22 protein-coding genes are annotated in these 26,500 nt (G+C 58.9%); 12 read left to right on the forward strand and 10 right to left on the reverse strand.

Going from position 1 to position 26,500, the window contains the following annotated elements; translation table 11 throughout:
• The first annotated feature begins 167 nt into the window (after nucleotides 1-167).
• Nucleotides 168-1,103 (forward strand): LysR family transcriptional regulator, encoded by a 936-nt coding sequence (locus OKC31_RS10185; RefSeq protein ID WP_064337883.1) that lies wholly within the window; start codon nucleotides 168-170, stop codon nucleotides 1,101-1,103.
• On the opposite strand, the gene OKC31_RS10190 is transcribed toward OKC31_RS10185, so the two are convergent.
• The 3 genes from OKC31_RS10190 to OKC31_RS10200 are packed head-to-tail and all read right to left on the reverse strand — an operon-like array spanning nucleotide 1,100 to nucleotide 4,367.
• Complete coding sequence (locus tag OKC31_RS10190; RefSeq protein WP_270656897.1) at nucleotides 1,100-1,900, reverse strand: formylglycine-generating enzyme family protein; 801 nt, start codon at nucleotides 1,898-1,900, stop codon at nucleotides 1,100-1,102. The genes OKC31_RS10185 and OKC31_RS10190 overlap by 4 nt on opposite strands.
• Before the next feature lie 34 nt (nucleotides 1,901-1,934).
• Nucleotides 1,935-3,050 carry a tetratricopeptide repeat protein gene (locus tag OKC31_RS10195; protein ID WP_270656900.1) on the reverse strand — a complete coding sequence of 372 codons (1,116 nt, stop codon included), beginning with the start codon at nucleotides 3,048-3,050 and terminating at the stop codon, nucleotides 1,935-1,937.
• Between the two features lie 3 nt (nucleotides 3,051-3,053).
• On the reverse strand, nucleotides 3,054-4,367 hold the full coding sequence (locus OKC31_RS10200) for an anaerobic sulfatase maturase (RefSeq protein WP_270656902.1): 1,314 nt from the start codon (nucleotides 4,365-4,367) through the stop codon (nucleotides 3,054-3,056).
• 340 nt (nucleotides 4,368-4,707) lie between these two features.
• Between OKC31_RS10200 and sbcB the strand changes: the two genes are divergently transcribed.
• Both sbcB and OKC31_RS10210 read left to right on the forward strand, forming a co-directional pair.
• Entirely contained in the window at nucleotides 4,708-6,135 is a 1,428-nt protein-coding gene (sbcB, locus tag OKC31_RS10205; RefSeq protein ID WP_270656905.1) for an exodeoxyribonuclease I, read from the forward strand.
• A 155-nt stretch (nucleotides 6,136-6,290) separates the two neighbouring features.
• On the forward strand, nucleotides 6,291-6,791 hold the full coding sequence (locus tag OKC31_RS10210) for a hypothetical protein (protein WP_005333277.1): 501 nt from the start codon (nucleotides 6,291-6,293) through the stop codon (nucleotides 6,789-6,791).
• A gap of 78 nt (nucleotides 6,792-6,869) precedes the next feature.
• On the opposite strand, the gene OKC31_RS10215 is transcribed toward OKC31_RS10210, so the two are convergent.
• A complete protein-coding gene (locus tag OKC31_RS10215) occupies nucleotides 6,870-8,579 on the reverse strand; it encodes a glycoside hydrolase family 36 protein (RefSeq protein ID WP_270656906.1) in 1,710 nt (569 codons plus the stop codon).
• Between the two features lie 164 nt (nucleotides 8,580-8,743).
• Between OKC31_RS10215 and OKC31_RS10220 the strand changes: the two genes are divergently transcribed.
• The 3 genes from OKC31_RS10220 to cdd all read left to right on the forward strand — a co-directional run bounded on the left by OKC31_RS10220 (nucleotide 8,744) and on the right by cdd (nucleotide 10,865).
• Entirely contained in the window at nucleotides 8,744-9,100 is a 357-nt protein-coding gene (locus OKC31_RS10220; RefSeq protein ID WP_005333279.1) for a CidA/LrgA family protein, read from the forward strand.
• Nucleotides 9,097-9,783 carry an LrgB family protein gene (locus tag OKC31_RS10225; protein WP_270656907.1) on the forward strand — a complete coding sequence of 229 codons (687 nt, stop codon included), beginning with the start codon at nucleotides 9,097-9,099 and terminating at the stop codon, nucleotides 9,781-9,783. The genes OKC31_RS10220 and OKC31_RS10225 overlap by 4 nt, the downstream gene beginning before the upstream one ends.
• A 197-nt stretch (nucleotides 9,784-9,980) precedes the next feature.
• A complete protein-coding gene (cdd, locus tag OKC31_RS10230) occupies nucleotides 9,981-10,865 on the forward strand; it encodes a cytidine deaminase (protein WP_115522309.1) in 885 nt (294 codons plus the stop codon).
• Between the two features lie 132 nt (nucleotides 10,866-10,997).
• Here cdd and OKC31_RS10235 read toward each other — a convergent pair whose 3' ends face one another.
• Nucleotides 10,998-12,383 (reverse strand): tryptophanase, encoded by a 1,386-nt coding sequence (locus OKC31_RS10235; protein WP_270656909.1) that lies wholly within the window; start codon nucleotides 12,381-12,383, stop codon nucleotides 10,998-11,000.
• Between the two features lie 460 nt (nucleotides 12,384-12,843).
• Between OKC31_RS10235 and OKC31_RS10240 the strand changes: the two genes are divergently transcribed.
• The 4 genes from OKC31_RS10240 to asd all read left to right on the forward strand — a co-directional run bounded on the left by OKC31_RS10240 (nucleotide 12,844) and on the right by asd (nucleotide 17,465).
• Nucleotides 12,844-13,008 carry a DUF2256 domain-containing protein gene (locus tag OKC31_RS10240; protein ID WP_270656910.1) on the forward strand — a complete coding sequence of 55 codons (165 nt, stop codon included), beginning with the start codon at nucleotides 12,844-12,846 and terminating at the stop codon, nucleotides 13,006-13,008.
• Nucleotides 13,008-14,528, forward strand: coding sequence for a cryptochrome/photolyase family protein (locus OKC31_RS10245; RefSeq protein ID WP_270656911.1), 1,521 nt, complete (start codon nucleotides 13,008-13,010; stop codon nucleotides 14,526-14,528). Before OKC31_RS10240 ends, OKC31_RS10245 begins: the two co-directional genes overlap by 1 nt.
• Nucleotides 14,529-14,683: 155 nt before the next feature.
• Nucleotides 14,684-15,991 carry a D-amino acid dehydrogenase gene (locus OKC31_RS10250; RefSeq protein WP_324255549.1) on the forward strand — a complete coding sequence of 436 codons (1,308 nt, stop codon included), beginning with the start codon at nucleotides 14,684-14,686 and terminating at the stop codon, nucleotides 15,989-15,991.
• Between the two features lie 361 nt (nucleotides 15,992-16,352).
• The gene (asd, locus tag OKC31_RS10255; protein WP_270656912.1) at nucleotides 16,353-17,465 is read left to right on the forward strand and encodes an aspartate-semialdehyde dehydrogenase; all 1,113 of its coding nucleotides are present in this window, start codon (nucleotides 16,353-16,355) and stop codon (nucleotides 17,463-17,465) included.
• A gap of 101 nt (nucleotides 17,466-17,566) precedes the next feature.
• Here asd and fdhD read toward each other — a convergent pair whose 3' ends face one another.
• The 5 genes from fdhD to OKC31_RS10280 all read right to left on the reverse strand — a co-directional run bounded on the left by fdhD (nucleotide 17,567) and on the right by OKC31_RS10280 (nucleotide 24,271).
• Nucleotides 17,567-18,427: a formate dehydrogenase accessory sulfurtransferase FdhD gene (gene fdhD / locus OKC31_RS10260; protein ID WP_270656914.1), complete on the reverse strand. Its 861-nt coding sequence runs from the start codon at nucleotides 18,425-18,427 to the stop codon at nucleotides 17,567-17,569.
• Nucleotides 18,424-20,556 carry a sigma 54-interacting transcriptional regulator gene (locus OKC31_RS10265; protein WP_005360246.1) on the reverse strand — a complete coding sequence of 711 codons (2,133 nt, stop codon included), beginning with the start codon at nucleotides 20,554-20,556 and terminating at the stop codon, nucleotides 18,424-18,426. The genes fdhD and OKC31_RS10265 overlap by 4 nt, the downstream gene beginning before the upstream one ends.
• 428 nt (nucleotides 20,557-20,984) lie before the next feature.
• Entirely contained in the window at nucleotides 20,985-21,284 is a 300-nt protein-coding gene (locus OKC31_RS10270) for a hypothetical protein (RefSeq protein WP_270656915.1), read from the reverse strand.
• A 196-nt stretch (nucleotides 21,285-21,480) separates the two neighbouring features.
• Nucleotides 21,481-23,625, reverse strand: coding sequence for a formate dehydrogenase subunit alpha (gene fdhF, locus OKC31_RS10275; protein WP_080771385.1), 2,145 nt, complete (start codon nucleotides 23,623-23,625; stop codon nucleotides 21,481-21,483).
• 46 nt (nucleotides 23,626-23,671) lie between these two features.
• Nucleotides 23,672-24,271, reverse strand: coding sequence for a 4Fe-4S dicluster domain-containing protein (locus tag OKC31_RS10280; protein ID WP_005333302.1), 600 nt, complete (start codon nucleotides 24,269-24,271; stop codon nucleotides 23,672-23,674).
• Between the two features lie 682 nt (nucleotides 24,272-24,953).
• Here OKC31_RS10280 and OKC31_RS10285 point away from each other — a divergent pair.
• Together OKC31_RS10285 and OKC31_RS10290 are read left to right on the forward strand one after the other, a co-directional pair.
• Nucleotides 24,954-25,817 carry a bacteriophage abortive infection AbiH family protein gene (locus OKC31_RS10285; RefSeq protein ID WP_270656916.1) on the forward strand — a complete coding sequence of 288 codons (864 nt, stop codon included), beginning with the start codon at nucleotides 24,954-24,956 and terminating at the stop codon, nucleotides 25,815-25,817.
• 121 nt (nucleotides 25,818-25,938) lie between these two features.
• Nucleotides 25,939-26,361, forward strand: a complete 423-nt coding sequence (locus OKC31_RS10290; protein ID WP_270656917.1) for a GNAT family N-acetyltransferase — start codon at nucleotides 25,939-25,941, stop codon at nucleotides 26,359-26,361.
• Nucleotides 26,362-26,500 lie beyond the last annotated feature (139 nt).

The following is a 26,500-nucleotide window of genomic DNA, read 5'->3' on the forward strand; positions in this document are numbered from 1 at the left end:
AACCAGCCCTGCACTGGTTGTCCCACTTTGCCCACTTCATTACACTGCCAAAGTGGGATACCCGCTGGCTGCCACGCCACCTGACTGGCGTGGCAGGTTCTCCCCTCCGGCTACCCGGCAGTGCCAAGGCAGTGTGATTTTTCCACGAACATGTAACGAGGCTCCTCTTGTTAGACATCCGAAGTACCGAGCTGAACCTGATCCCGATCTTTGTCGCCATCTATGAAGAGCGCAGCCTCTCCCGGGCGGCGACACGCATGGAAATCAGCCAACCCGCCGTCAGCAAGGCCCTCAAGCGACTGCGGGAGATCTACGGCGATCCTCTGTTTAATCGCAAGGTCGTGGGGATGGAGCCCACCTCGTTTGCCATCGACATCTATCCGGCGATGGCGGCCGCGCTGAAAAACTTCAGCTCGACCCTCTCGACCTCGCGCACCTTCAATCCACGCACTTCCCAGCGAGTCTTCTCCATCGCCTGTGTCAGACTGGTCAGCGCCCAACTGGTTCCGGCGCTGCTGTGCAAGATCCGGGCACACGCTCCGGGTATTTCGCTCGAGGTGCATCCCCTCTTTACCGAGGATATGGAGAGTGACCTGCGGATGCAGCGTTATGATCTCATCATCGACATGACCCAGAGCGGGCGCAGCATGCTCAAGAGCGAGGTGCTCTATGGGGAGCAGGTGAAGGTGGTATGTGCCAGCAACCACCCGCGACTGGGCAGCAACTTGACGGTGGAGGCCTATTTTACCGAGGAGCATGTGGCATTGGCCCAGTGGCAGGTCAGAGGCAGCATGATCACCGCCGAGCACCTGCCGCAAATGGCCAACCGCAATATCGTGGTACGGGTGCCGACCGCCATGGAGATGCTGCCCATCATTGCGTGCAGCGAGATCATCGGGGTTTTGCCCACCTCCATCATAAATACTTTTGCCGGCATGTATGATGTACGGGTACTCCCCTTCCCCTTCGAGGAATCAGTATTCAGCCTGTCGGCCATCTGGCACCCCAGCCGGACCACCGAGGCGGGCCACCGCTGGCTGCGCCAGCAGTTGTTCGAAGTGGTCAGCGAGCTGGGGCTAACCACCTCCATCGATCAGCCCTAACGGGCATCACGCACCAGTCGCAATCCCATGTCAGCCATCATCACCGACTGGCTGGCAAAATCACGCCGGAAATTTTCAGACAATTCAGCCTCATAGGCGTAGCTGCCGCCTCGCACCGACTTATGGGCGAGGTGGCTCTTGCTCTCCTGAGCATTGTTCGGGTTCTCTTGAGGACTGTGGCGATAGAAGGTCTCTTCATAGGCATCAGTCACAAACTCCCCCACATTGCCGGTCATGTCGTATAGCCCCAGCTCGTTGGGCTTTTTCAGCCCCACCGGATAGGCGCGATTCTTGGCGTTGCCGCTGTACCAGGCCACTTCGTCAATCTGATCGGAGCCGCTGTAACGATAGCCTTTACTCAGCTTGCCCCCCTTGGCTGCATACTCCCATTCAGCTTCGGTGGGCAGGCGGTAGTGAGCGCCGGTCAACTCATTGAGCCTTGTCACAAACAGATTGGCTTGTTGCCAGCTGAGGTTGTTGACCGGTACATCCGGTGCCTGGAAATAGCTGATGGAGGGGCCCATCACCGCCTCGAACAGAGCCTGGGTCACCTCGAATTTTGCCATGTAGAAGCTGTTGAGCGAGACCGCATGCTGCGGCCCTTCGCTCGCTTTGGCGGCAGGGTCGTTGGAGCCCATCTCAAAACGGCCCCCTTCCACCAGCACCATGTCCGCTTCAATCTTCTGTCGCAGCGGATGGAGCGGCTGGTTGCCCTGTTTGACCGAGAGGGTGCAGCCGGCCACCAGCAGGGTGGTCGCCAGCAACGGAATTGCGCATTTGAACGGTATGATCGTCATAACCTGACCTGTGCAGTAAGAGAAGTGGCAGCCATCACTGGCCAGCGGAAACCGGCGGCGTGCTCGTCTTGCTCGCGCGCTTGCTATTGAGCTCGGCCAGCACCTCGGGGGGCGCTATCTTGCCAAGTTCACTCATGCAGGCGTCGCTCTTGGGGTGATCGTGGCGAAGGTAGATATCGCACACCGCATAGAGCTGCTCCGGCGCGCCGGAGATCCGGTAGGCAAGCTCGAACGAGCCGATGGCTTTCTCGAGATCCAGCGGCTCTTGCAGCACCCCGTTGAGATACCAGAAGTAGCTGTTATTGCCAGCGAGCTCCGCCGCCCGTGCCATGGTGACTGCCGCTTCGCTCTTCTGATCGAGGCGCACCTGGGTCAGCGCCTTGGCGTAATGGAGGTTGGCATTCTGCGGCAGCACAATAATCCCCTTGTTGAGCAAGGCCTGCGCCTCGGCATCACGTTGCTGGGCCCGCAAGTTGTCAGAGAGACCAAGCCAGATCAGGGGATTATCGGGCTGATTGGCCAGCAGTTGTTCGTAGCTTGCCTGCGCCTTGTCCCACTGCCGGGTCCAGCGATAGAGATCTGCCTGCAACAGCTGCTGCGCAGGGTCCTGCTGCCGAGCAAGATACTCGCTCACCTCCGCCAGCGGCTGGCCAATGGCGCTCAGTTGCCCCTCATTCATGGCGCCATAATCGCGAGCCAGATTGAGGGTAGCGGCGCGGCGAACCTCGGCACTGCTGTCAGCCAGCAGCGGTGAGAGCAGTCGCCAGCGGTGCGCAAACTGATAGGGATCGGCGGCAATCACCGCCGCTTCGCGCACCAATGCGTGCTCATCACGCAGGCTTCTGGCCACCGCCACCAGACTGTTCTGGTTCGGATAAGCCGCCAGCTGGCGCAGGGCATCGGCCCGCTCCACCGCTGGCAGGGAGATATCCTGCGCACTGTAGGCCCACTGCTGGATCTGGGCGGCTGAGGGGGCACTGGCCGCCACGGATGCGGTGGGTGCCCCATTTGCTGAGGCGATGACCGGCGCATCGGTGGTGGCTACCGCCAGTGCTGGGGCAGACAGGGTCATGCCAAGGGCTAGCCACAAGGCGCCCATGGTGCCGGAGCGGGTGTGACGGAACTCGCAGCGGCTCAACATGCTCTGCATCGCTTATTTCCTCTGACCATGTGTCATGACGCCGTTATTCATCACCGCATCACGATACTTGCCATGGGCCACCGGATAACCGGCACGGCGCAGGATATAGGCCATCGACTGATCGATATGGCTGAAAAACTTGTACCAACCGGCACAGAGGTAATTCAGACCTGCCTCCCCTTCGTGGGTGCGAATAAAGCGGTTCTTCGGGCACTCCCCATAGCAGGCAAACTGGTAGTCACACTGTTGGCATTGGCGGGTCAGGCTGCGCGATTTGGCAAAGCCGAACGCTTGCTGGTCGGGCGAATACGCCAGCTCACTGAGTGGCTGATGGTGGATATTGCCGATCTTGTACTTGGGATAGACATAGTGGTCACAGGCAAACACATCGCCGTTGGGCTCCATCGCCAGCCCCTTGCCGCAGATCTCCCCCAAGGTACAGAGGGGGTTCTTGCGTCCCATCCAGGTCTCGACACTCGCCTCGAAATATTGCACGAAGACCCGCCCCAGATCCCGCTGCACCCACTCATCGAAAATAGTGATGAGAAAATCCCCCCACCCCTCGGCCGAGACGCACCAGGGCTCAACCACCGAATTCTTGTGCCAGGGATTGAGGCGCTTGTCCCCCTGCTTGAGTTGCTCCTGCGGTTGCCAGGTCTGGGGCGCGGTGGTGCGAAAACTCTTCTGCTCGACGATGGGGATAAACTGCATCTGGGGCGACTTCACCTCATCACGCAGGAAGCGATAAACCTCCAGCGCATTCTTGCTGGTGAGGTTGTTCACGCAAGTCAGGGTGGCAAACTTCACCTTGTATTTGTGCAACAGCGCCACCGCCGTCATCACCTGATTGAAGGTACCGCGCCCGGCTCGGTTGACCCGATAGGCGTTGTGCAGCAGCTCGGGGCCATCGATGCTCAGACCGATGAGAAAGTTGTTGGCGGCCAGAAATTCACACCACTCATCGTTGAGCAGGATTCCGTTGGTCTGCAGGTCGTTGGCAATCACCACCCCTTGCGGCTGGTATTTGCGCTGCAACTCGACCACTTTGCGAAAATAGTCGAGCCCGAGCAACGTCGGCTCGCCCCCCTGCCAGGAGAAGATGATCTCGGGGGTATTCTGCCCCTCGATATATTGACGGATATAGGTCTCAAGGGTCTGCTCGTCCATCTGGCGCGAACACCCCTTCTTGTATTCCAGCAGATCCTGCTTGCTGAGGTAGTAGCAGTAGGTACAGTCGATGTTACACACGGCCCCGATAGGTTTGGCCATCACATGCATCCGCTTGGATGCCTTGCCGTTGAACTGTGGACCCTGAGTAATCACCATAACTGCACCACCTGCAAAATTGCTGTTTTGAGGCTTGCAGTCTAAAGGCTCCCGCTGTCACACGCTGGTTATACCCCTTATAACCAGCGGATATGGGACCAGGCTAACATTTTGATGTCATAAAAAATCATCGCATCCTACGAGATAAATTGGTCGTATAGTCCCGGTGAGCCAGACAGAAGTGCATAAGATATCGGGAGCAACCGCCCAATAAACCGCCACCTGCACGGCTCGCCCTTCGTTCTGCCTGCGCTATGGTTTACCATGCACACAATTGTGGTGCCTGGCACCGCCCACCCAGGCGCTAGCCGCCGTCATCGGATACCTCATCTCGAGCAACATGAGCAAAACAGCACACGCGGGCAACGAGCCAACATTCTATTTCCACGACTACGAAACCTTCGGCATCAGCCCCGCCAAGGACAGGCCGTCGCAGTTTGCCGGTATTCGTACCGATGCGGATTTCAACCTCATTGGCGAGCCGCTGGTCATCTATTGCAAGCCTCCGGCAGATTACCTGCCAGATCCGGAGGCGTGCCTCATTACCGGTATCACGCCACAAAAGGCGATGAAGGATGGGCTGTGCGAGGCGGATTTCATTCGCCAGATCCACGAGCAATTCGCCACGCCGAATACCTGTGTGCTGGGCTACAACAGCATCCGCTTCGATGATGAAGTGACCCGCTACACCCTCTATCGCAACTTCTATGATCCCTATGCCTACAGTTGGCAGAATGGCAACTCCCGCTGGGATATTCTCGACATGCTGCGGGCCTGCTATGCCCTGCGTCCGGAGGGGATAGAGTGGGCCTTTGACGATGAAGGCAAGCCGAGTTTCCGGCTGGAGAAGCTGACGGTCGCCAACGGCGTCGCCCACGCCAATGCTCACGATGCACTCTCGGACGTGCTGGCCACCATCGAGATGGCCAAGCTGGTGAAAAAAGCCCAACCCAAGCTGTTTGGTTATCTCTTTGATCTGCGTAACAAAAACAAGGTGAAGGCGCTGATTGACGTGGTGACCATGAAGCCGCTGGTGCACGTCTCCGGCATGTTCTCCCCCTGGCAGGGTTGTGCAAGCTGGGTCTCGCCACTTGCCTGGCACCCCACCAACCAGAACGCGGTGATCATGGTGGACCTGACCCGCGACCCCACCCCGCTTATCGAGCTCACGAGCGAGGAGATCCGCGAGCGCCTCTACACCAAGAAAGAGGAGCTGGGGGATCTGGCGGGCATTCCGGTCAAACTGGTACACATCAACAAGTGCCCGGTACTGGCGCCGGCCGCCACCCTGACCGCGGAGCGCGCCGACGAGCTCGGCATCGATCGGGAGCAGTGCCGCAAGAGCCTGGATCTGCTGCGCGCCCACCCCGAGGTACGGGAAAAACTGGTGGAGGTGTTCAATCAGGAGTTCGCCGGCAACAATGAGAGCGACCCCGATACCCAGCTCTACGCCGGATTCTTTGGCCATGGCGACAAGTCCACCATGGATCTGGTGCGTGCCACCCCCGCGGATCTGCTGGGTGAGCGGGAGTTCGCCTTTACCGACGCCCGGCTGCCGGAGATGCTGTTTCGCTACCGCGCCCGCAACTGGCCGCACACCTTGAGCGAAGCGGAGCAGAAACGCTGGCGCCTGCACTGCAGCGACTACTTCAGCCGCCGTCTGCCGGACTACGTGCCCCGTCTCGAGGCGCTGGCCGAGCAGAACCAGAGTAACGAACGGAACTTTGCGATTCTTAAGAGTCTCTACCACTATCTGGAAGATTTATGAGTTGTGAGTAGTTTCACAATAAATCCTTCCCGCCCGTCCCCTTCTTCAGGTCATAATGACGAAGGGGATTTCCCCAAAAACCAATATCTTGCAACATCCTGAGCGGATGTCTCCCAAGCAAGAGATCTTTTTGGCCGAACGGAAGCCATTTGCTGATGCCTCGTCACCACGCACTGCTCGGATTACTGGCCCTGCTGCCGCTGGCAGCCAACGCCGCATACCGGTTCGATGTGCCGGACTATCTTGCTCGCCTGCCAGAGCAGACCTATCGCATCGTAGAACAGAACTTCAATTCCCTTTATCAGCAGACTGATTTCACGCCCCTGATCACCAACAGCTACTTCAACGGCTCGCATCTCTACAAGTTTGTCGGGGTACCGCTGGCCATCAGCGCCCAGTCAGGTTTCCAGCTGGAGGTGTTTGGTCAGGTCTATAACCGCGCTTCGCAAGCCTATATGCACCTGAGCGAGGATATGTCCCTTTATCGGGTGATGCGGGTCGATCTGATGGGGAACCCCAATGATCAGCTGGCCATCGGTTTTGGTCTGGGGGTGCCCATCACCCCGTTGCTAACCCTCAAGGCGATCGCCTCCGGCAGTGATATCCCGGGCTATGGCTCTGCCAAATACGCCGTTGGTTTTGAGTGGCGTTACTGAAAAACGTGACTGATAACCGCTAATTGAAACAATTCAGGCTCCATGATGGAGCCTGAATTGTTTATGGTGAGGCTGTGATCAGGTGTAGTGGATCACCCGCCCCTCGCCCCCTTGCAGGGTCACGGTTGTGCCGACTGCCTGCCCCTGCCAAAAATCGGTTCCCCCTTCCGGCAGCAGAAACTCCTGTGGTTGCCCCTCCCAGTTGAACAGGCAGAGCAGAGTACCACCCTCGGGCAGGCTTACTTCGCCGCAGGCAAAGTCCATCGACTCGAAACGGGCAGAGGGTGCACGAGCAGCACAAAGACCCAGCAGCTTGCGCAGTTGCACCGCCTGCTCCTCATCGAGATCCTGCAGTCGATCACCGGCCAGCATCATGCCGCCGCTCGCCACCAGCGCTGCCAGATGGAAGCTGTATTCAGCCTTGCTGGCCTGCTGGGTCGGCAGATCCCGCAGACAGATGCAGTCGGGGTCGAGGGCCCAGAGTTTGTCGTTCTGCCAGGCGCGGCAGAAGGCTTCACGGGCGATCTGGCGATAGCGGTGGCCATTGCGCTCCACATCGTCACTCACCCGCATGCCGTGCACCAGCCCAAGGCTTGGCCAGATGGGGGCATTGCAACCGAGCAGGAAAGCGCCTTCACCAGCACCACGCAGAATGGCCGCCATGCCGCGCCGATAGGCCTCAACCCGGGTGGCGGCCGGATCGTGGAAACGGCCACCGTGGATGGCGCCCCAGAAGTTGGCATCGAGCTTGAAGTAGTGGATGCCCCACTGCTCGCGCAGGGTACGAAACACCTGCTCAAGGTGCGCTTGCACCTCGGGGTGGGTGCCGTCCAGCACATACCAGGGGGTGCAGCGCCAGCCGCCATAGGTGACCCGCTCGGAGGGCAACGGCAGACCGTCATCCCCCTTCACAAACCAGTCGGGGTGATCCTGAAACACCTGTGAACCGGGTTCGGCAATAAAAGGGGCGAGCCAGAGAGCGGGCTCGCAGCCAGCCTGTTTGATCTCCGCAGCCAATGAAGCAACACCTTGCTCGAACTTGGCCGACGGGGTGAGCCAGTCGCCCATTTTGGCCTGATAGCCGTCGTCGATCTGCACATAACGCAGGGCCGGGAAACGCTCGGCACGCACCTGCAGGTTCTCGCGAATATCGGCAGCGCTCACCTCGGCGTAGTAGTGATACCAGGAGCACCAGCCGCTCGGGCGCTCACTCACCTTGCCGATCAGCGAGCCATGCTCGACCTCGATCAGCCGTGCCAGCTCAGCCAGCAGATCCTCGCGCTCCGCCCCTTCGAGGCAGATCAGCGCCTCGCTCTGCCAGTACTCACCGACCGCGAGTGTTCGCCCTTCGCAGTTCATCAGGATCTGCAAGCGGCCATCGGGATAGAGACGAAACTCCCCGCCAAAACGGTGGCAGCTGGCAAAGGCGAGCAGCAGCCACCCCTTGCCATGCTCCACCAGCAACAGGTTGTGAATGGTGTGATAGTCATTGTCATCAGTGATGCGATAAACGCTGGCATCGGGACAACGGCCGACATGTTGCGGTGATTGCCAGCTACCCATGGTCTGGGCCAGCATCTGGAATCCTTCGCCATAGATGGCGCTCTCCACCGGCAGGCCAAGCTTGCCGTCAAACAGCACCCAGCGCTCAACAGGGGTGGCATCAGAACCGGTGTTGTCGAGTCGCACCCGGCACAAAGGCCCTTCCCACTGACGGGTTTGCAGCAGATGGGGTGGCAACGCATTATCGTTCGCCAGCTGGCGAACTCGGGACAAGAGGGATGTCATCACTACTCCTTGTAGTTCGAAAAGGGTTCTATCAGACGATGTTCAACAGATAATCTGCATACAAATCAGCTTCAAACGAACTGATTTCAGTTGTTATTGTTTTAATGCCGCGACCCGGCCTCTCTGGTAAACTGCGATTTTTCTTCCCAGTCGATGAGGTTCACGTGATCGCGCAACGCGCCTTGCTGTACTTTCGTGACTTTATGGTCATCGTCGCCTGCCTGCTGGCAGGCAAATCCGTGGCAGCCATCCTGCCTTTCGCCTTTCCCGGCAGCATCATCGGCATGCTGTTGCTGTTTGTGCTGCTCTCCCTGCAACTGATCAAGCTGCATTGGGTCGAGCTGGGGGCAGGCTTGCTGCTGCGCCACATGGGCGTTTTGTTCGTGCCGGTTGCAGTCGGACTGGTGGCCTGGCTAGAGCCCCTGCGCCAATCCTTCGGCGTCATCATGCTCTGCATCGTGCTCGGGATCGTGCTGATCCTCGCCACCGTCGGTCGGCTCTACCAGAGGATGAACAAATGATCTTCTGGCTAGCGATCCCTCTGACCCTGGCGCTCTATTTCGCCACCCGCGCCCTCTATCGCCGCCTGCCCTGGCCCATCATCAACCCTGTGCTGGTGCCGACCGCGGTGATCATCGGCCTGCTGCTCTGGTTTGATCTGCCCCTTGAGCAGTACGAGCGCGGCAGCAGCCCCATTACCATGCTGCTGGAACCCGCCGTAGTGGCGCTGGCGCTGCCGCTCTATCAACAGGCGCGCCAGATCCAGGCCAAACTCAAGCCCATCCTAATCTGTACCCTCGCCTCCGTCTTGATCTCGGTGTGCACAACCCTGCTGATCGGTCATTTTATGGGCACAGATCCGGCGCTGCTCGCCTCATTGGCCACCAAATCCATCACCACCCCGCTCGCCATGAGCGTCAGCCAGTCCATCGGCGGCATTCCCGCCATCGCGGCCGCCGTGGTGGTGGTGGTGGGGATTATCGGTGCCCTGATCGGCTACCCGCTGCTCAGATTGCTCAAAGTGACCGATCCGGAAGCGCAAGGGCTCGCGATGGGGGCCTGTGCCCACGCCATCGGCACCGCCACCTCCGCCGAGAAGGGGATCACCCAGGGCGCCTTTGCCTCGCTCGCCATGGTGGTGTGCGGGATCCTCACCGCTGCCGTCGCGCCGCTGCTGTTTGCCATCTATCACTGGCTGATCTGATCACCCCATTGACCACCTGTTGACCATTCCGAGGGGCCTGCTGGCCTCTCGGGGTGCGACCTGCCGCACAATTTGCACAAGACAAACGTTTCCATTACCATCCCCCTCCGTTTGCCCATCAGGGCGTGAGCCTGCTCACACATTTACCCGAGCTTGCTCCCTACAATGGCCGCCCAATTGGCCTTTGAGGACACACTATGCATCCCCGTTTTGCCAAGCCATTCGATACTCTCTCTGCACCGCTCAAAGCAGCCGTGCAGCCCATGCTGGATAGTGCCGACTTCAACGCCCGCTTCACGCCGGAGCAAGTCGCCACCCTGAAAGCCGCCACAGGTCTCGATGATCGCGCCCTGCGCCTCGCCCTGTTGCCGCTGGCCGCTGCCTGCTCGGTGGCACCCATCTCCAAGTTTTACGTCGGTGCCATCGCCTGTGGCCTTAGCGGCACCTGGTACTTCGGTGCCAACATGGAGTTTGCTGGGCAAGGTCTGTTCCACTCGGTTCACGCCGAGCAGTCCGCTATCTCCAACGCCTGGCTGGGTGGCGAGACCGGGATCAGCGAAATCACCGTCAACTACACCCCTTGCGGTCACTGCCGTCAGTTCATGAACGAGCTGAGCACCGCCAAGATCCTGAAAGTCTCTCTGCCCGATGACCTGAGCGCCCTGCAATCCTTCCTGCCCCACTCGTTTGGCCCGGCGGACCTCGACATCACGGATGCGCTGATGAGCCCGCAGGATCACGCCGAGCTTCAGCTTCAAAGCGAAGACCCGCTGTGGCAGGCCGCGCTGGCCGCCGCCCGTCAAAGCTACGCCCCCTACAGCCAGGGCTATGCCGCGGTGGCGCTGCAGTTTGCCGATGGCCGCATCTTCTCTGGCCGCTACGCCGAGAACGCCGCCTTCAACCCCAGCCTGCCGCCGATGCAGATGGCCTGCGCCCATGCAGTGCTTAATGGCGAAGATCTCGCCACCATCCGCCGCGCCGTGCTGCTGGAGAACAAAAACGGCCAGATCAGCCAGCGTGACTCCGCCCAGTCCACCCTCAAGGCACTGGGCTCCGTCGAGCTGGAGTATCAGGCGGTCTGACCCGGCTTGCGTCGATAAACGAAAGCCCCCGCACCTTGGTGCGGGGGCTTTTTTACTTGGCCGTTTAACCGGGGGCGGCTAGTGATCTGCACGGTTTGGCGCGGTTGATCACCCCGTCTGACCGGTTGCTGATCAGACCGGTTTCAGCCGCGCAGTGAAGTGGCGCAGCAGCGGCGGCTCGTAGTCGAAGGTGAGCCCGCGAATGTCGCTGGCCCGCGCTTTCACCGCGATCAGGCAGTCGGCCACATAGTCCATGTGATCCCGGGTGTAGACCCGGCGCGGAATGGTGAGACGCAACAGCTCAAAATCCGCCGCCTCCTGCTTGCCGGTGGCGGGATCGCGCCCCAGCAGCAGGGAGCCAATCTCCACCCCGCGCACGCCCCCCTCCAGATAGAGCTCGCAGGCGAGCGCATGGGCCGGAAACTGCTCGGCCGGAATATGGGGCAGCAGCTTCTTGGCATCCACAAAGATCGCATGACCGCCGGTGGGGGTCTGGATCGGGATCCCCGCCTCGGCCAGCCGCTCGCCGAGATAGGCCACCTGACTGATGCGATAGGTGAGATACTCCTCATCCATCCCCTCGCGCAGGCCGATGGCGAGCGCCGCCATATCCCGCCCGGCGAGGCCGCCATAGGTGACGAATCCCTCCATCGCCACGCAGCGCACCTGCACCGCGCGAAACAGGTCGAGATCTTCCTTGAAGCAGCAGAGTCCGCCGATATTGACCAGCCCATCCTTCTTGGCCGACATGGTGAAGATGTCCCCCAGTGCGAACATCTGGCGCACTATCTCCTTGATACTGTGCTTGGCATAGGCCGGATCCCGTTCCTTGATAAACCAGGCGTTCTCGGCAAAGCGGGCGGCGTCGATCACCAGCGGAATATGGTGGCGACGGGCCAGTTCGGAAACCGCCTCCATATTGGCCATGGATACCGGCTGACCACCGGCGCTGTTGCAGGTGACCGTGATGATGATACCGGCCACGTTGTCGGACCCCAGGGTCTCGATGGTATCGGTCAGGCGAGGAAGATCAAAATCCCCCTTCCAGGCATAAGGGGCCGTGGTGTCGAGGGCCTTCGGGATGAGCAGGTTGATGGCCCGCGCGCCAGCCAACTCCACATGGGCCTTGGTGGTGTCGAAGTGGTAGTTGGAGATAAAGACCGGTGCCTTGCCCTTGCAGCGCTTGACCAGCTCGGGGAAGAGGATCTGCTCCGCCCCGCGCCCCTGGTGAGTGGGCATCACATGCTGGTAGCCAAAAATGTCGCGCACCGCGCGCTCCAGCTCGACGAAGTTGCGGCTGCCCGCATAGGCCTCATCCCCCATCATGATGCCGGCCCACTGGCGGTCGGACATGGCACCGGTGCCGCTGTCGGTCAGCAGATCGATATAGACATCTTCGGCCAGCAGCAGGAAGGGGTTCCAGCCAGCGGCCTCGAGGGCGGTGCGGCGCTCGGCGCCAGTGGTCTGTTTGATGGGCTCGACCATCTTGATACGAAACGGCTCGGGTATACGACGCATAAAAGACTCCTCACCGGCGCGGGGCCAGTGTGTTTGAAATCGGGATTGGTAAAGAGGCCGGGGCGATCAGGGTCGTCCGGCTGACAAATTCAAACGGCGGGTGCCGCCAATCAGCGGTGAGGAAAGTCGAAGGTGAGAATGGGATCCCGGGTATACCAGTGGGCGAGCAGGCAAGCTGCCTGGGGCGTAGCTGTCATGATTGGCATCACTCCCCTCCATATCGGTTGTAGACAGTCGGTGGCCAACAAGATCCATTGATGGATGCTGCCAACAGGCAACCTCGCCACGTTAACGGCTGGTTAATTTGCAAACAAGGGGTGCACCGACGGGCTGTGCGCCCGCTCACAAAGTGGGCGTCTGCGCGGCAAACCGGCAGTGAGGTTGATCCGCCCGCGCCCCCGGTTCGTTATTCTCCCTACCTACACGCCACATCCCCCATCAGCCAGGGCCGGAAGCCATCATGCATCGCAAACCCCATCTCCCCGAGAAGATCTGCCCCGTCTGCCAGCGCCCCTTCAGTTGGCGGCGCAAGTGGGCAAAAATTTGGGAAGCAGTGCGCTACTGCAGTGAGCGCTGTCGCTACGCTCGTCATAGCAGCCATCCACATAACGGGGAGCCAGTCTGATGGAGCTGCGCCTCGTGCTCGGCGATCAGCTGAATGCCGGTCACAGCTGGTTTCGCACGCCGGATCCAGCTGTCTGTTATCTGATGGCGGAGCTGCGCCAGGAGACCGACTACTGCCGCCACCATCGCCAGAAGGTGCTGGCCTTCTTTGCCGCCATGCGCGCCTTCGCAGCAGCCCTCACCCAAGCGGGCCACCGCGTCTGTTACCTGCCCCTGGATGAGAGCGCCCGCTGGCCCGATTTGCCCAGCTTGCTGGAGGCTCAGCTCGAAGCACATCAGGCCAGCAGGTTTGCCTGGCAGAGCCCGGACGAGTGGCGCCTCGCCAGCCAGTTGAAAAGCTGGGCGGCGGGTCTTGTCATCCCTGGCACCGAGGTGGAGAGCGAGCATTTTCTCACCCCCCGCGATGGCTGGCAGCGCTACCCCCACAGCCGGATGGAGTTCTTCTACCGCGCCCTGCGAAAGCAATACCAAGTGCTGCTCGATGAGCGCGGCCAACCCCTTGGCGGGCGCTGGAACTTTGATGACGAGAATCGCGCCAAGCTGCCGGAGCGTCAGCCGATCCCGGAACCCCTCACCTTTGCCAATGAGGTGAGCGAGATTGATGCCATGCTGACCCGCCACGGGGTCAGCACCATCGGCGAGGCAGATGCCAGCCAACTGCCGTGGCCCATCACAAGGCGCCAGAGTCGTGAGCTGCTCGCCCATTTTCTCACCCACTGCCTGCCCCACTTTGGCCGCTATCAGGATGCCCTGAGCGAGCGGGGCTGGAGTCTGTTTCACAGCCGTCTGTCCTTTTCCCTCAACAGCAAGATGCTTCATCCGCTTGAGGTGATCCGCGCCGCCGAGACCCACTGGCAGGCCAATCAGGCAACCATCACGTTGGCGCAGGTGGAGGGTTTTATCCGCCAGATCCTCGGCTGGCGCGAGTTTGTCCGTGCCCTTTACTGGGAGAAGATGCCCGACTACCAGCAGGCCAATTTTCTCGAGGCCAACCGGCCGCTGCCGGGTTTCTTCTGGAATGGAGAAACAGACATGGCCTGCGTGCGCCACGCCATTCGCCAGTCTCTTGAGCACGGTTACGCCCACCATATCCAGCGGCTGATGGTGACCGGCAACTTTGCCCTGCTGGCGGGGATCGATCCTGACGAGGTGGATGACTGGTATCTCGGTATCTATGTGGATGCCATCGAGTGGGTGGAGCTGCCCAACACCCGCGGCATGAGCCAGTTTGCCGATGGCGGCCTGATGGGCAGCAAGCCCTACGCCAGCAGCGGCGCCTATCTCGAGCGGATGGGCCACTACTGCAAGGGGTGCCACTATCAGGTGAAAGCCCGCCACGGCGACGGGAGCTGCCCCTTCAACAACCTCTACTGGCACTTTCTCTGGCGCAACCGGGACAAACTGGGCGGCAATCCCCGCCTCGCCCTCCCCTATGCCAACTGGGATGGCCAACCGGCAGCGCAGCAGCAGGCCATTCTGGCAACGGCGGAGCTCTACCTGATCAAGCTGGAGCAGTTGTAAGCGGGCCATCCCCCCTGACACTGCCCCTGACAACAGCGCAGCAATTTACGCTGGCAATCAGGCGCGTCATCGCACCAAACACCAGCCTGTGACAGGCAAGCAGACGGAGATCCCAATCCTGCGCAGAGCGGTTGAATATCCTGTGGCGGCTGATTATGGTGGTGGCCACATCAGGAGATCAGTCAAGGAAAGACGATATGGAGATAGTGGTTCTCGGTGGCGGCGTGATAGGGGTAACCAGCGCCTGGTATCTGGCCAAAGCGGGCCACAAGGTGACCTTGCTCGAGCGACAAGGGGGCGTCGCCCTTGAAACCAGCCATGCCAACGCCGGGCAGATATCCCCGGGCTATGCAGCCCCCTGGGCGGCCCCCGGCATTCCCCTCAAGGCCGCCAAGTGGATGCTGCAAAAGCATGCCCCCTTCACCGTGCGCCCCACCGCCGACCCCTTCCAGCTTCGCTGGATGCTCAGAATGCTCGCCAACTGCACCCCGACCGCCTATGCCACCAACAAGGGGCGCATGGTGCGTCTGGCCGAATACAGCCGCGACTGCATGAAGCTGCTGCGCGACGAGCTGAACATCGATTACGAAGGGCGCCAGCTCGGCACCCTGCAGCTGTTTCGCAGCCAATCCCAGCTCGATGCCAGTCAGCGCGATATCGAGGTGCTGGAGGAGTATGGCGTCCCCTACCAGTCGCTGGATGCCAGCGGCTGCGAAGCGGCAGAGCCTGCGCTGGCGCGGGTACGCGGCAAAATCGTTGGCGGCTTGCGTCTGCCCGGCGACGAGACCGGCGACTGCTTCCGCTTCACCAAGGCCCTTGCCCTTGAAGCCGAGAAGCTCGGGGTCAAGTTCGTCTTCAACTGCGACATCGACGAGATTGAGCAAGCCCGCGGCCGCGCCGTGGCGGTGCGGGCGGGCGAGCAGCGCTATCGCGCCGATGCCATCGTCTGTGCGCTTGGCAGCTATGCCACCGGCTTTTTGCGGCCGCTGCTGCGCCCGCTCGGGCTGGAGCTGCCGGTCTATCCGGTCAAGGGCTACTCCCTCACCCTGCCGATGATCAACGCCGAGGCCGCCCCGCGCAGCACCGTGCTCGACGAAACCTACAAGGTGGCCATCACCCGTTTTGACGAGCGGATCCGGGTCGGCGGCATGGCGGAGCTGTCGGGCTACAACCTCGCTCTCAACCCCAGACGCCACGACACTCTGGCGATGGTGGTGGGCGATCTCTTTCCCGAAGGGGGCGATATCAGCAAGGCTGAATTCTGGACCGGCCTACGCCCCATGACGCCGGACGGCACCCCACTGGTGGGGCCGAGCCCCATTCCCGGTCTCTGGCTCAATACCGGCCACGGCACCCTGGGCTGGACCATGGCGGCCGGTTCGGGTCAGCTGTTGTGCGATCTCATCAGCGGCAGCGAGCCCGCCATCAGCGATGAGGGGTTGACCCTCGCCCGTTACGGCTAAGCGCATAACAGGTCAGGCTGTTTCACTCGACAACTGCGCCCCCAGACAGCAGCAGAGGACGCCCTCATCCGTATTATTGACAGGCCACCGCCATAAACGGTGGCCTTTTCGTCTGATGTTGACCTTCTCCCTCCCCGTCTGCCTGAGCGGTGCTCTGGCTGCCGGTTAATGCAGCAAACGGTACAGAATATTGCGCAATTCGACTTGCGCAAGCCGTCACAATCCGTAATGTGGATAGACGCATTTTTCGCAGCGCATATTTTTTAAATGGCCTGTAAACCGCTTGTAAACAGGCGTCGCCAGACAAGGGGTTACGGGTGTCACCGCGAGTTTCTTTAGCAGCAATCCAGGGTAGGACAATATGAAAAAAGTAGGTTTGGTCGGTTGGCGTGGCATGGTGGGATCGGTTCTGATGAGCCGGATGCAGGAAGAGCAGGATTTCGCCCATATTCAACCCACATTCTTCACCACCTCCCAGGCCGGTGAGGCCGCTCCCCACTTCGGCGTCGGTGCCGGCACCCTGCAGGACGCTTTTGATATCGAGGCGCTGGCCAAGCAGGATATCATCATCACCGCGCAAGGCGGCGACTACACCAAGGATGTCTATCCACGCCTGAAAGCCGCCGGCTGGCAGGGTTACTGGATTGACGCCGCCTCCTCCCTGCGGATGGAGAAAGACGCCGTCATCATTCTGGATCCGGTCAACGGCGACGTGATTGAACAGGCGCTGAACGATGGCATCAAGACCTTCGTCGGCGGCAACTGCACCGTCAGCCTGATGCTGCTGGCCCTCGGCGGCCTGTTCAAGGCCGATCTGGTGGAGTGGGTCAGTGTCGCCACCTATCAGGCCGCCTCCGGTGGCGGTGCCCGCCATATGCGCGAACTGGTCACCCAGATGGGGATGCTGCGTGATGAAGTGGCCGATGAGCTCGCCGATCCTGCCTCCGCCATCCTTGACATCGAGCGCAAGATCACCGAAAAAACCCGCTCCGGCACCCTGCCGGTGGACAACTTCGGCGTGCCGCTGGCCGGTGGCCTTATCCCCTGGATCGACACCAAGCTCGACAACGGCCAGAGCCGCGAAGAGTGGAAGGGTCAGGCCGAGACCAACAAGATTTTGGGTATCGAAAACGCTGTGATTCCGGTGGATGGTTTGTGCGTGCGGATCGGCGCCCTGCGCTGCCACAGCCAGGCGTTCACCATCAAGCTGAAGAAAGATGTGCCGCTGGCGGAGATCGAAGCGCTGCTGGCTGCCCACAACGACTGGGTGAAAGTGATCCCCAACGATCGCGATATCACCGCCCGCGAGTTGACTCCGGCGGCCGTCACCGGCACCCTCAGCATTCCGGTCGGGCGTCTGCGTAAACTCAATATGGGCCCGGAGTATCTGGCCGCCTTTACCGTGGGTGACCAGCTGCTGTGGGGCGCCGCCGAACCGCTGCGTCGCATGCTGCGCATTCTGCTGGCGCGCTAATCCGCCACAGCAGCAGATACAACAAGGGCGGGGAGTCACACTCCCCGCCCTTTTTTATTGCCTGTTTTTATGAGCCGTTTAGCGGGTTTGCGGCCTTGCCATTACTTGAGCAGGATACGCTGACAGCCGCTGTAGATCTCGGCTCGCCCGGGGCGGCAAAAGCCCACCAGGGTGAGCCCGGTCTGCTCGGCCCGCTCGACCGCAAGCTCGGTGGCGGCGGAGATGGCGAGCAGGATCTCCACCCCGGCGCTGGCGCACTTTTGCACCATCTCGAAGCTGGCGCGGCTGGTCACCAGAATGGCGCCATCCCGCCGACCCGTGCGGCACAGATGGCCCACCAGCTTGTCCAGCGCAATATGGCGCCCCACATCCTCGCGGATGGCGAGAATATTGCCCTCACCATCCAGATGCACAGCCGCATGGGTGGCGCCGGTGCGCTGGCCCAGCAGCTGGAGCGGGCGCAGCGCGGTCAATACCTTGTCGATATGGCCCACCGCCAGGCGCTGACTATCGGGCAAGCTTGGCTGGGTGCGGATCACCTGCTCCAGACTCTCGCTGCCGCAGATGCCGCAACCGGTACGGCCCGCCAGCGTGCGCCGCTTCTCTTTGAGGCGATGGACGCAGCGATTGGCCAGGGTGATATGCAGCTCAATCCCCTGACAGCCGTCAATCTGCTCGATGTCGTGGATATCGAGCAGGCTGTCGATGATCCCCTCGGATAGCGAAAAGCCGATGGCAAAATCCTCCAGATCGGAGGCCGAACACATCATCACGCTGTGGGCGATGCCGTTGTAGACCAGCGCCACCGGCGTCTCGGAGGGGAGCGCCATTTCGCTGTCGCAGGTCAGTGCATCGGCGCGGTAGTGCACCACCTCGCGATGGATAGCGCAGCGGGCCAGTTCGTTCTGTTCTCTCTGCTCGCTAAGCTCGTCACGCGCCTCAAGCTCAAGTAGCTCTCTCATGGTGCGACCCCGTCAATGATCTCGGGATCTCTGGCCGAAATGCCGAGCCGCTTCATTTTGGATAGCAAGGTGGTGCGCTTCATGCCAAGGCGGTTGGCCGCCCCCCGTTCACCTGCGACGATGCCGTTGCAGTCACGCAGGGCAGCGATGATCGCCTCACGCTCATCAATCGGCCCCTCCTCGGCAAAGAGCGGCGTGGCGGGCTCGTCATAGACCAGGGTCTCAATCTTGTGGTAGCCCTTGAGGGGCATCAGCTCATCGGGCGAGAGGTTGAGCACATGGCCGCGGGTCATTACCACGGCGCGCTCGATAACGTTCTCCAGCTCGCGGATATTGCCGTACCAGGGGAGTGACACCAGCATTTTCATGGCATCGGCGGGGATCGAGGTGATGGTGCGGCGCATCCGCTTCGCAATCTTCTTGATAAAGAAATTGACCAAGAGCGGAATATCCTCGCGCCGCTCCCGCAGCGGCGGCAGCTCGATGGGAAAGACGTTCAGGCGGTAGTAGAGATCGCTTCGAAAGCGCTTGTTCTTGACCATGGAGAGCAGATCGCAGTTGGTGGCGGCCACCAGCCGCACATCCACTGCGATGGGGTTGCTGTTGCCCACCCGCTCCAGCTCGTGCTCCTGCAATACCCGCAAGAGTTTGGGCTGCAAGTCCAGCGGCATATCCCCCACTTCATCGAGGAACAGGGTGCCCTTGTGGGCCCGCTCGAAGCGGCCGATCCGCTGGGTCAGGGCGCCGGTAAAGGCCCCCTTCTCGTGGCCAAAGAGATCGCTCTCGATAAGGCCGGTTGGAATGGCGGCGCAGTTCACCTTTACCATCTCGTGGTCGTGGCGGGCACTCAGGGCGTGAATGGCCTGGGCGATCAGCTCCTTGCCGGTGCCGGTCTCGCCGAGGATCAGCACGGTACTGTCGCTCTCGGCCACCAGCCGCACCTTCTCCAGCACGCTCTCCATCACCGCGCTCTGGTAGATGATGTGGGGGAACTCCCCCTGCATCTGCGGCTCGTTGATGCGAATGGTCTTCTCTTTGGCGCCGTTGGTGTTGGAGATCTCCTGCTGGGCCTGCACGTTGTTCATGGCAATGGCCGTACGCGCCGCCACCTGCTCCAGCAAGGAGATATCGATATCGGCAAAAAAGTCGGCGTTGGGGTGCGAGAGGATCAACACCCCCAGCAGGTTGCCCCGATAGCGCAGCGGCAAAATGCAGGAGCTGTCAGCCTCGGGGGGCAGGATCTGGGAGGTAAAGCGGCAGCGATTGCTGCAGCCGTGACCGTGCTCGCGATAGACAAAAAACGGCTCGCTATGGCCAAGGGCCCCCTGCAGGCACTTCTTTTCAAAACAGGAGTGATCGATGATGCCCGGCTGCTCGCTCTGGTGCTGATTGACCAGATAGCTCTTGAAGCTGTCGGAGGTGGCGTTGTATTCGGCCAGACACAAGCTGCTGATGCCGAAGTGGTGGTGCAGGATGGCAAACAGGCTCTTGGGCAGTTCGGCGATGCGCACCAGTTTGATCACCGCGTTGGTCACATCCACCAGAATTTTGCAGCTGTCGCGCTCAAGGCGCAGGGAGTTGGCCTGCTCCAGAGTGCGCTCCTTGTCGAGCACGTTCTCCAGCGCAATGGCGATAATGGCCGCCAGCTGGGTCAGCTTGGCGAGTGTCTCCATGGTGAAGCTGTCGAGCTGGGTGTTGATAAACTCGACCCCACCCAGGTGGCTGCGGGCGGTTGTGATGGGGAGCTGGCAGTAGGAGCGCAGCCCCCCGTAGACCCCTTCGCGATCCAGAGCCGGGCAGCGATTCTCAAAGCGGGCGGCAGCGAGAATGATGGCCTGTTCCGGGGTCTCTTTGGTAGGACGGGGGGAGAGGTGCAGCTCTGCCTTGGGGCAGACCAGATGCTTTGGGCCGGAATGTCCCATGAAGTAGAAGATGGCCTCCTCGTCCGCACCCATGTTGAGGATCAGGTTGACCCGGGTTACGCCGCCGAAGCTGGCATCTATCTTGTTGAGTTTGTGGATAAAATCATCGAGCGTCACGGCCGACAGGAGGGATTTGGAGAGCAGGAGGAAACCGTCGTCCCAGATGGGAGAGATCTCGTCCAGGGGGATGGCACTCACATTTAGCATTGCGGCCTCACGTTATATCGATTTAGTCACCAGTCAGGCTGTCCATGCCATCGCATCACGACAAGCACTCGTCACCAAAATAAATAGCCGCAGCCCGTAAAAGCGGCTGCCAATAAGAAAAGCGGTGACGAAAATTGTCGCATGTTGCAATTCCAGAGTTGTTATTAACGAACGACAACAAAAAGTAACATCGTTATCGGGGGATATATTGGAATGGCGACTCATCATAGATGAGCTCAAATTTCATTACAATCCGATTTAATATATCTGATGGCCATATTTAACCGGTTATTTCATCAGTTCTTGATCTCAATTAAGGCGCCCGAAAAGTGGGCCGCCGTCAACTGTCAGATCTGCCTCTCCTCTTCGCTGCCTGCTTCACTGGCTGCGGGTTTCGAGATGGCGTTTGCTGCCCATCCATCGGCAATTTACGAAGTGATGATCCGGCTGTGGCAGCACTTCAGGCCACCGAAGATAAAGAGGGCTGACAGGCTCTGGAAGGCCATCAGCAGCCAGCTGGCGTTGTCGGCAAGCTCGGCGGTGACGCTCTGGTGCGTGAGATAGATCAGCAGGGTGATCGCCCCCAGCAGCAGGCCGTTGATCAAGGTGGTGGAGATAAACCCGATCAGCCAGGCACTGGAAATACTCAAGGCAGAAAATACGCTGCTCATGGCGAGCCGTGCCGCCATAAAACAGCCGAAAAAGCCAAAGCCCAGCAGAAATATCATCTCGTCGCGCCAAATATAGCAACCTATTCCCAGCAATATCGCCGCCAGATAGGTGCCAATATAGAAAAGTCCGAATAAGCGACCAATTTCATGTTGCATCATTTATCCCCTGTTTTTGGGTAATAAAAGGGTGCCCGACTCGATAAATCCGAGTCGGGTTCCCTTATTTGTGCAGAACGTCCTTTTTTAGGGCGGGTCAGCCTTTGGCTGCGCTGCGCAATTTCGCCTTGAGCGCGCTGTATTCAGTCTGGACGTACACTTCCGCCTCAGGCTGATTGTCGATGCGCTCGATCTTAACCGCGCAGTACTTGTACTCCGGCGTGTGGGAGACGGGATCGACGTGCTCGATGGTGAGCTCGTTGCAGGCTCCGATCCACCACTGGTAGGTCATGTAGACCACCCCGGCGTTGACCCGGTCGTTGTAGTTGGCCCGGGTGATCACCTTGCCACGGCGCGACGAGATCCAGACCAGCGCCTGATCCTTCACCCCGAGCTTTTTGGCATCGCTCGGGTGGATCTGCACATAGCCCGGCTCATCGGCCAGGGTCTGCAGCGCCGAGCAGTTGCCGGTCATGGAGCGGCAGGAGTAGTGACCTACCTCGCGCACGGTGGAGAGCACCAGCGGGTACTCGGCACAGGGCTGCTCCAGCGGCGGCCGCCACTCGGAGGCAATCAGCTGACCCTTGCCGCTCGGGGTGGTGAACACATTCCCCTCGAACAGGGTGCTGGTGCCCGGGTGATCCTCGGTCGGGCAAGGCCACTGCACGCTCTTGAGATCGGCCATCTTGTCGTAGCTGACCCCGGCATAGAGCGGGCAGAGCGCACGCATCTCGTCCCAGATCTCTTCGGTGTTGTGGTACTCCATGGGATAACCCATGGCGGTCGCCATCAGCGAGAAGATCGCCCAGTCCGGCTTCACGTTCTCGGGGGGCGTCACCGCCTTGTAGAAGCGCTGGAAGCCGCGATCTGCCGAGCTGTAGACCCCTTCGTGCTCGCCCCAGCTGGTGGCGGGCAGAATGACGTCGGCCATCTCGGCGGTCTGGGTCATGAAGATATCCTGCACGATCACCAGCTCCATCCCCGCCAGAGTGCGGCGGAACTGACCCAAATCAGCTTCGGTCTGAGCCGGATCTTCACCGAAGATGTAGAAGGCCTTGCACTTGCCCTCCTCCACCTTGTGGCCAAGCTCCGTCAGGCGATAGCCGGGCTTTTGGGAGAGCGACGCCACGCCCCACGCCTTGGCAAACTTGGCGCTGATGGCGGGATCGGCCACCGACTGATAACCCGGGAACTGGTGTGGCAGCATCCCCATGTCACAGGTGCCCTGCACGTTGTTCTGACCACGTACCGGCCCACAGCCGGTGCCGCGACGACCGAAGTTGCCGGTCAGCAGCGCCAGACCCGCGAGCCCTTTGACCACATCCACTGCCTGCCCGTACTGGGTCACCCCCATGCCCCACAGGATCATGGAAGCAGGCGACTCGGCATAGGTGCGAATGGCGGCGCGGATATCGGCAGCTTTGAGGCCAGTGATCCCCTCCACATATTCCGGGGTGTACTTGGCCACCGTCGCCTTGAAGGTCTCGAACCCTTCGGTGTAGTTGGCGACAAATGCCTTGTTGTAGAGCCCTTCATTGATCAACACGTTGGCGAAGGCGTTAACCAGCGCCATGTTGGAACCGTTTTTGAGCGGCAGCCACTGATCGGCGATACGGGCGGTCTCCACCATGCGGGGATCACACACAATCACCTTGGCCCCGTTTGCCTTCGCCTTGAGGATATGGCGAGCGACGATGGGGTGAGAGTCAGCAGCGTTGTAACCAAACACCAGCAGGCACTTGGTCTCTTGAATTTCGGGAATGGCGTTGCTCATGGCGCCGTTGCCTACAGTTGTCTCCAGACCGGAGACTGAGGGTGCGTGTCACACCCTCGCGCAGTGGTCGACGTTGTTCGTCCCAATCACCGCACGGGCAAATTTCTGCATCACATAGTTGGCTTCATTGCCGGGGCCACGGGCAGAGCCGGTGGTCATGATGGCGTCCGGGCCATATTTCGCCTTGATGGCAGAGAGACGGCTGCTGGCGAACTCGATCGCTTCGTCCCAGGAGACTGCCTCGAACTTGCCACCGCGCTCGCGGCGGATCATCGGGCTCTTGAGACGGGGGGTCAGCAGGTTGGTGTCGTTCAGGAAATCCCAACCGTAATAGCCCTTGAGGCAGAGCTGCCCCTCGTTGGTCCGGCCGTTGGCGCCTTCGGCCCCCACCACCTTGTCGTTTTCAACCAGCAGGTTGATTTTGCAACCGGTGCCGCAATAGGGGCACACGGTAATGACTTTTTTCATGACTCACACTCTTGTTTGTTAACGAAAAACGGCTCGGCAAGCCCGCTCACACCCGCGCCGGCATCGCCAGCAGTGCCTCGGCACTGGCCAGCTGCTTCTGCCGGTTCAGGGTTTCAAGATGCTCCGGCGTGACCAGCCGCAGCGCCTGGGTCGGACACACCTCGACACAGGCCGGGCCCGCCTCGCGGTGACGGCAGAGATCGCACTTGAGCGCCTGCGCCTTGGTCTGCGGACGCTTGAAGAGCGAATCGGCAGCGGGTGCCACCTCTTTGAGCACCACCGCCATGGCGCCGTAAGGACAGGCCACCACGCAGGACTTGCAGCCAATGCAGCGCTCCTGCAACACCTTGACGCAGCCATCCTCGCTGACGATGGCATTGTTCGGGCAGGCCATGGCGCACGGCTTGTCTTCACACTGGCGGCAGAGCACCGGCGTGGTCACCTTGCTGCCCACGATCACCTTCAGGCGCGGCTGAAAGTAGCTGTCCCTGGAGACCAGATGTCCATCCTCGATGGCAAGATGCAGGCCGCCCTCCCGCTCAAGGGTCCCGCTGCAAGACCCTGACTGGTGTGAAACGGCGCAGGCCACCTCACAGGTACGACACCCAATACAGAGACTGGGATCTGCAATCACGAAGCTGTTCATAGAGAGGGATCCTAAATGGTTCGTTACACCGGGCCGCCCGCCGACAGGCAAAGAGGCGGCCAGCCCCCCACAAAGCATTTATCAGACCAAAACGGGCCAAGGGGGCGATAAAAAATCACAAGCAACTGAAAATAAAGGAGTAATCAGAAAGGAATACGTGCGACTTGCCGCCCCTGACGAGGGTGACGACGGGCTGGGAAGTGTGATCGACACGACAAAAGTGACGAGCTCGACACCGGCTGACCAGCCCCTGCCCCAGCCGTGTGACGGAACCATTCGAAGGAGTTTGCAACCAGGATCGGCTGCCCTAAACCGGACAAGCGGAGGAACGAAATCCCGGGAGAAAAGCCATGCCAAGGGCCAAAAATGGGCTGTACAGCACGCCAAAGCCGCTTGAGGCGATGACAAGTTGTTTGGTTTTGCTATCGAGCTGGCAAGTCATCACCAAGTCAAACCAAACAAAAATTAGACACTTATTGACTAATTTGTTGAGCCAGAGCCGGTTTTAGGCCCCTGCCCCTTCAGTTTTCTATCCCTCCGGTTAATATGTGCCAGTTGGCAACCAGATCCACAAAGATCGTTTTCGTACAGATTAATTTATTAAAAATGAGCAGTCCTAGGGAATTATTAATAATCAAAAATATATTTCTTAAAAGCCAAGTTAAGCTGGAATACTTTCAATATGAAGACACTGTATATAATTGGTAATGGATTTGACTTATGGCATGATCTACCTACAAGCTATAACGATTTTTATGGGTTTGCAAAAGACTTCCTCGATGAAATAGAAGAATACTACTCATTTGATTTACGTGAGCACCAGCCTTGGCATGATTTTGAAAATGCGCTTGGTAAATTTGACGCAGATAACTTCTTTTCGATTCATAATGAGGTCAATGTTAATTCAGAAGATTTTAGACCAAGAGATATTTATGGTTTAGAGGATGAACTTACTGAACAAACCAAAAATCACGTTTCTACTATCGAAGAAACATTTATTGACTGGGTTGATAGTATTGATGTGACTAATGCTGTTCAAAAAATGACTTTCAATACTAATTCAGCATTTATTACCTTTAATTACACATCAACACTTCAATCCATCTACAATATTGAAGATGAACGTGTTTTCCATATTCATGGAAGTGTAAGTCGACACAGTGAACTGATTTTTGGCCATGGAGAGAATATTACAGAACCATCAGAGTTTGATGAGGATGGAGAATATAGTGGTCATATATTTTCAGAAGCAGAAAGTATTGCCAGATCTCCTCTATACGCCCTACGAAAACCTGTTGAAGCTGTGCTAGATAAAAATGAGGGGTATTTTTCAAGCCTCAATGATATTAATGAGGTGGTGATTATCGGCCATTCATTAAACAATATTGATTTGCCATACTTTCATCGTATCAAGAATCAGGTTGGAGATGTAATGTGGAAAGTTTATTGCTACCAAGCGTCAGATAAAGAAAAATATATACAAAGCCTCCTTAAGTGTGGTGTTAGCCGGGATAAAATTGAAATCATCACATATGATGAACTCTGATATTCCAGTTCCGTAGGGTGCAATAAGCGCAGCGCATTGCACCTCTTGCTTCTTTCAATATTTGGTGCAATTCACTTCGTTCATTGCACCCTACGATTACATTTTAATGGAGTAAGATTTGATGAATATAAAAATCCATAATGAACATAAAGATGACATCTTCAATGTACTTGTTGATAACCTTAGACAATTTAACTTTGATAAAATGGGTGAGGAGCGCTCCCAACCTTTAATTGTTGCCATTCATGATGATAATGACGAAGTTGTCGGTGGCATTGCCGGACGTACTATTTATCATCAACTGTTGATCGAAGTACTTTGGGTACACAATGACAAGAGAGGACAGGGTCTCGGCATTCAATTAATGGAGATTGCTGAACGTGAGGCACAAAAACGAGGCTGTATTGCAGCTCAAGTCGATACTCTCTCATTTCAGGCACCCAAATTTTATGAAAAAATGGGATTTAAAATAGTCGGTAAAGTGAGCGGCATTAAAAATAGTCCTGACCGCTACTTTTTATTGAAGCTCTATCATGGAGAGTAATAATCACCGTAGGGTGCAATAAGCGCGGCGCATTGCACCTCTTGCCAATTTTAATACTTGGTGCAATTCACTTCGTTCATTGCACCCTACATTTTTCCTTCCAAATAAAGACTCCATTGCTACCCAAGCCCCTCCCCTT

Source organism: Aeromonas sp. Y293-4 (assembly GCF_027705905.1).
Lineage (GTDB): Bacteria > Pseudomonadota > Gammaproteobacteria > Enterobacterales > Aeromonadaceae > Aeromonas > Aeromonas veronii.

Coding starts and splice junctions, on each gene's coding strand:
- OKC31_RS10190 (WP_270656897.1), bottom strand. CDS start 1,900: ATGACGATCATACCGTTCAAATGCGCAATTCCGTTGCTGGCGACCACC.
- OKC31_RS10195 (WP_270656900.1), bottom strand. CDS start 3,050: ATGCAGAGCATGTTGAGCCGCTGCGAGTTCCGTCACACCCGCTCCGGC.
- OKC31_RS10200 (WP_270656902.1), bottom strand. CDS start 4,367: ATGGTGATTACTCAGGGTCCACAGTTCAACGGCAAGGCATCCAAGCGG.
- sbcB (WP_270656905.1), top strand. CDS start 4,708: ATGAGCAAAACAGCACACGCGGGCAACGAGCCAACATTCTATTTCCAC.
- OKC31_RS10210 (WP_005333277.1), top strand. CDS start 6,291: ATGCCTCGTCACCACGCACTGCTCGGATTACTGGCCCTGCTGCCGCTG.
- OKC31_RS10215 (WP_270656906.1), bottom strand. CDS start 8,579: ATGACATCCCTCTTGTCCCGAGTTCGCCAGCTGGCGAACGATAATGCG.
- OKC31_RS10225 (WP_270656907.1), top strand. CDS start 9,097: ATGATCTTCTGGCTAGCGATCCCTCTGACCCTGGCGCTCTATTTCGCC.
- cdd (WP_115522309.1), top strand. CDS start 9,981: ATGCATCCCCGTTTTGCCAAGCCATTCGATACTCTCTCTGCACCGCTC.
- OKC31_RS10235 (WP_270656909.1), bottom strand. CDS start 12,383: ATGCGTCGTATACCCGAGCCGTTTCGTATCAAGATGGTCGAGCCCATC.
- OKC31_RS10240 (WP_270656910.1), top strand. CDS start 12,844: ATGCATCGCAAACCCCATCTCCCCGAGAAGATCTGCCCCGTCTGCCAG.
- OKC31_RS10245 (WP_270656911.1), top strand. CDS start 13,008: ATGGAGCTGCGCCTCGTGCTCGGCGATCAGCTGAATGCCGGTCACAGC.
- OKC31_RS10250 (WP_324255549.1), top strand. CDS start 14,684: ATGGTGGTGGCCACATCAGGAGATCAGTCAAGGAAAGACGATATGGAG.
- asd (WP_270656912.1), top strand. CDS start 16,353: ATGAAAAAAGTAGGTTTGGTCGGTTGGCGTGGCATGGTGGGATCGGTT.
- fdhD (WP_270656914.1), bottom strand. CDS start 18,427: ATGAGAGAGCTACTTGAGCTTGAGGCGCGTGACGAGCTTAGCGAGCAG.
- OKC31_RS10265 (WP_005360246.1), bottom strand. CDS start 20,556: ATGCTAAATGTGAGTGCCATCCCCCTGGACGAGATCTCTCCCATCTGG.
- OKC31_RS10270 (WP_270656915.1), bottom strand. CDS start 21,284: ATGATATTTCTGCTGGGCTTTGGCTTTTTCGGCTGTTTTATGGCGGCA.
- OKC31_RS10280 (WP_005333302.1), bottom strand. CDS start 24,271: ATGAACAGCTTCGTGATTGCAGATCCCAGTCTCTGTATTGGGTGTCGT.
- OKC31_RS10285 (WP_270656916.1), top strand. CDS start 24,954: ATGAAGACACTGTATATAATTGGTAATGGATTTGACTTATGGCATGAT.
- OKC31_RS10290 (WP_270656917.1), top strand. CDS start 25,939: ATGAATATAAAAATCCATAATGAACATAAAGATGACATCTTCAATGTA.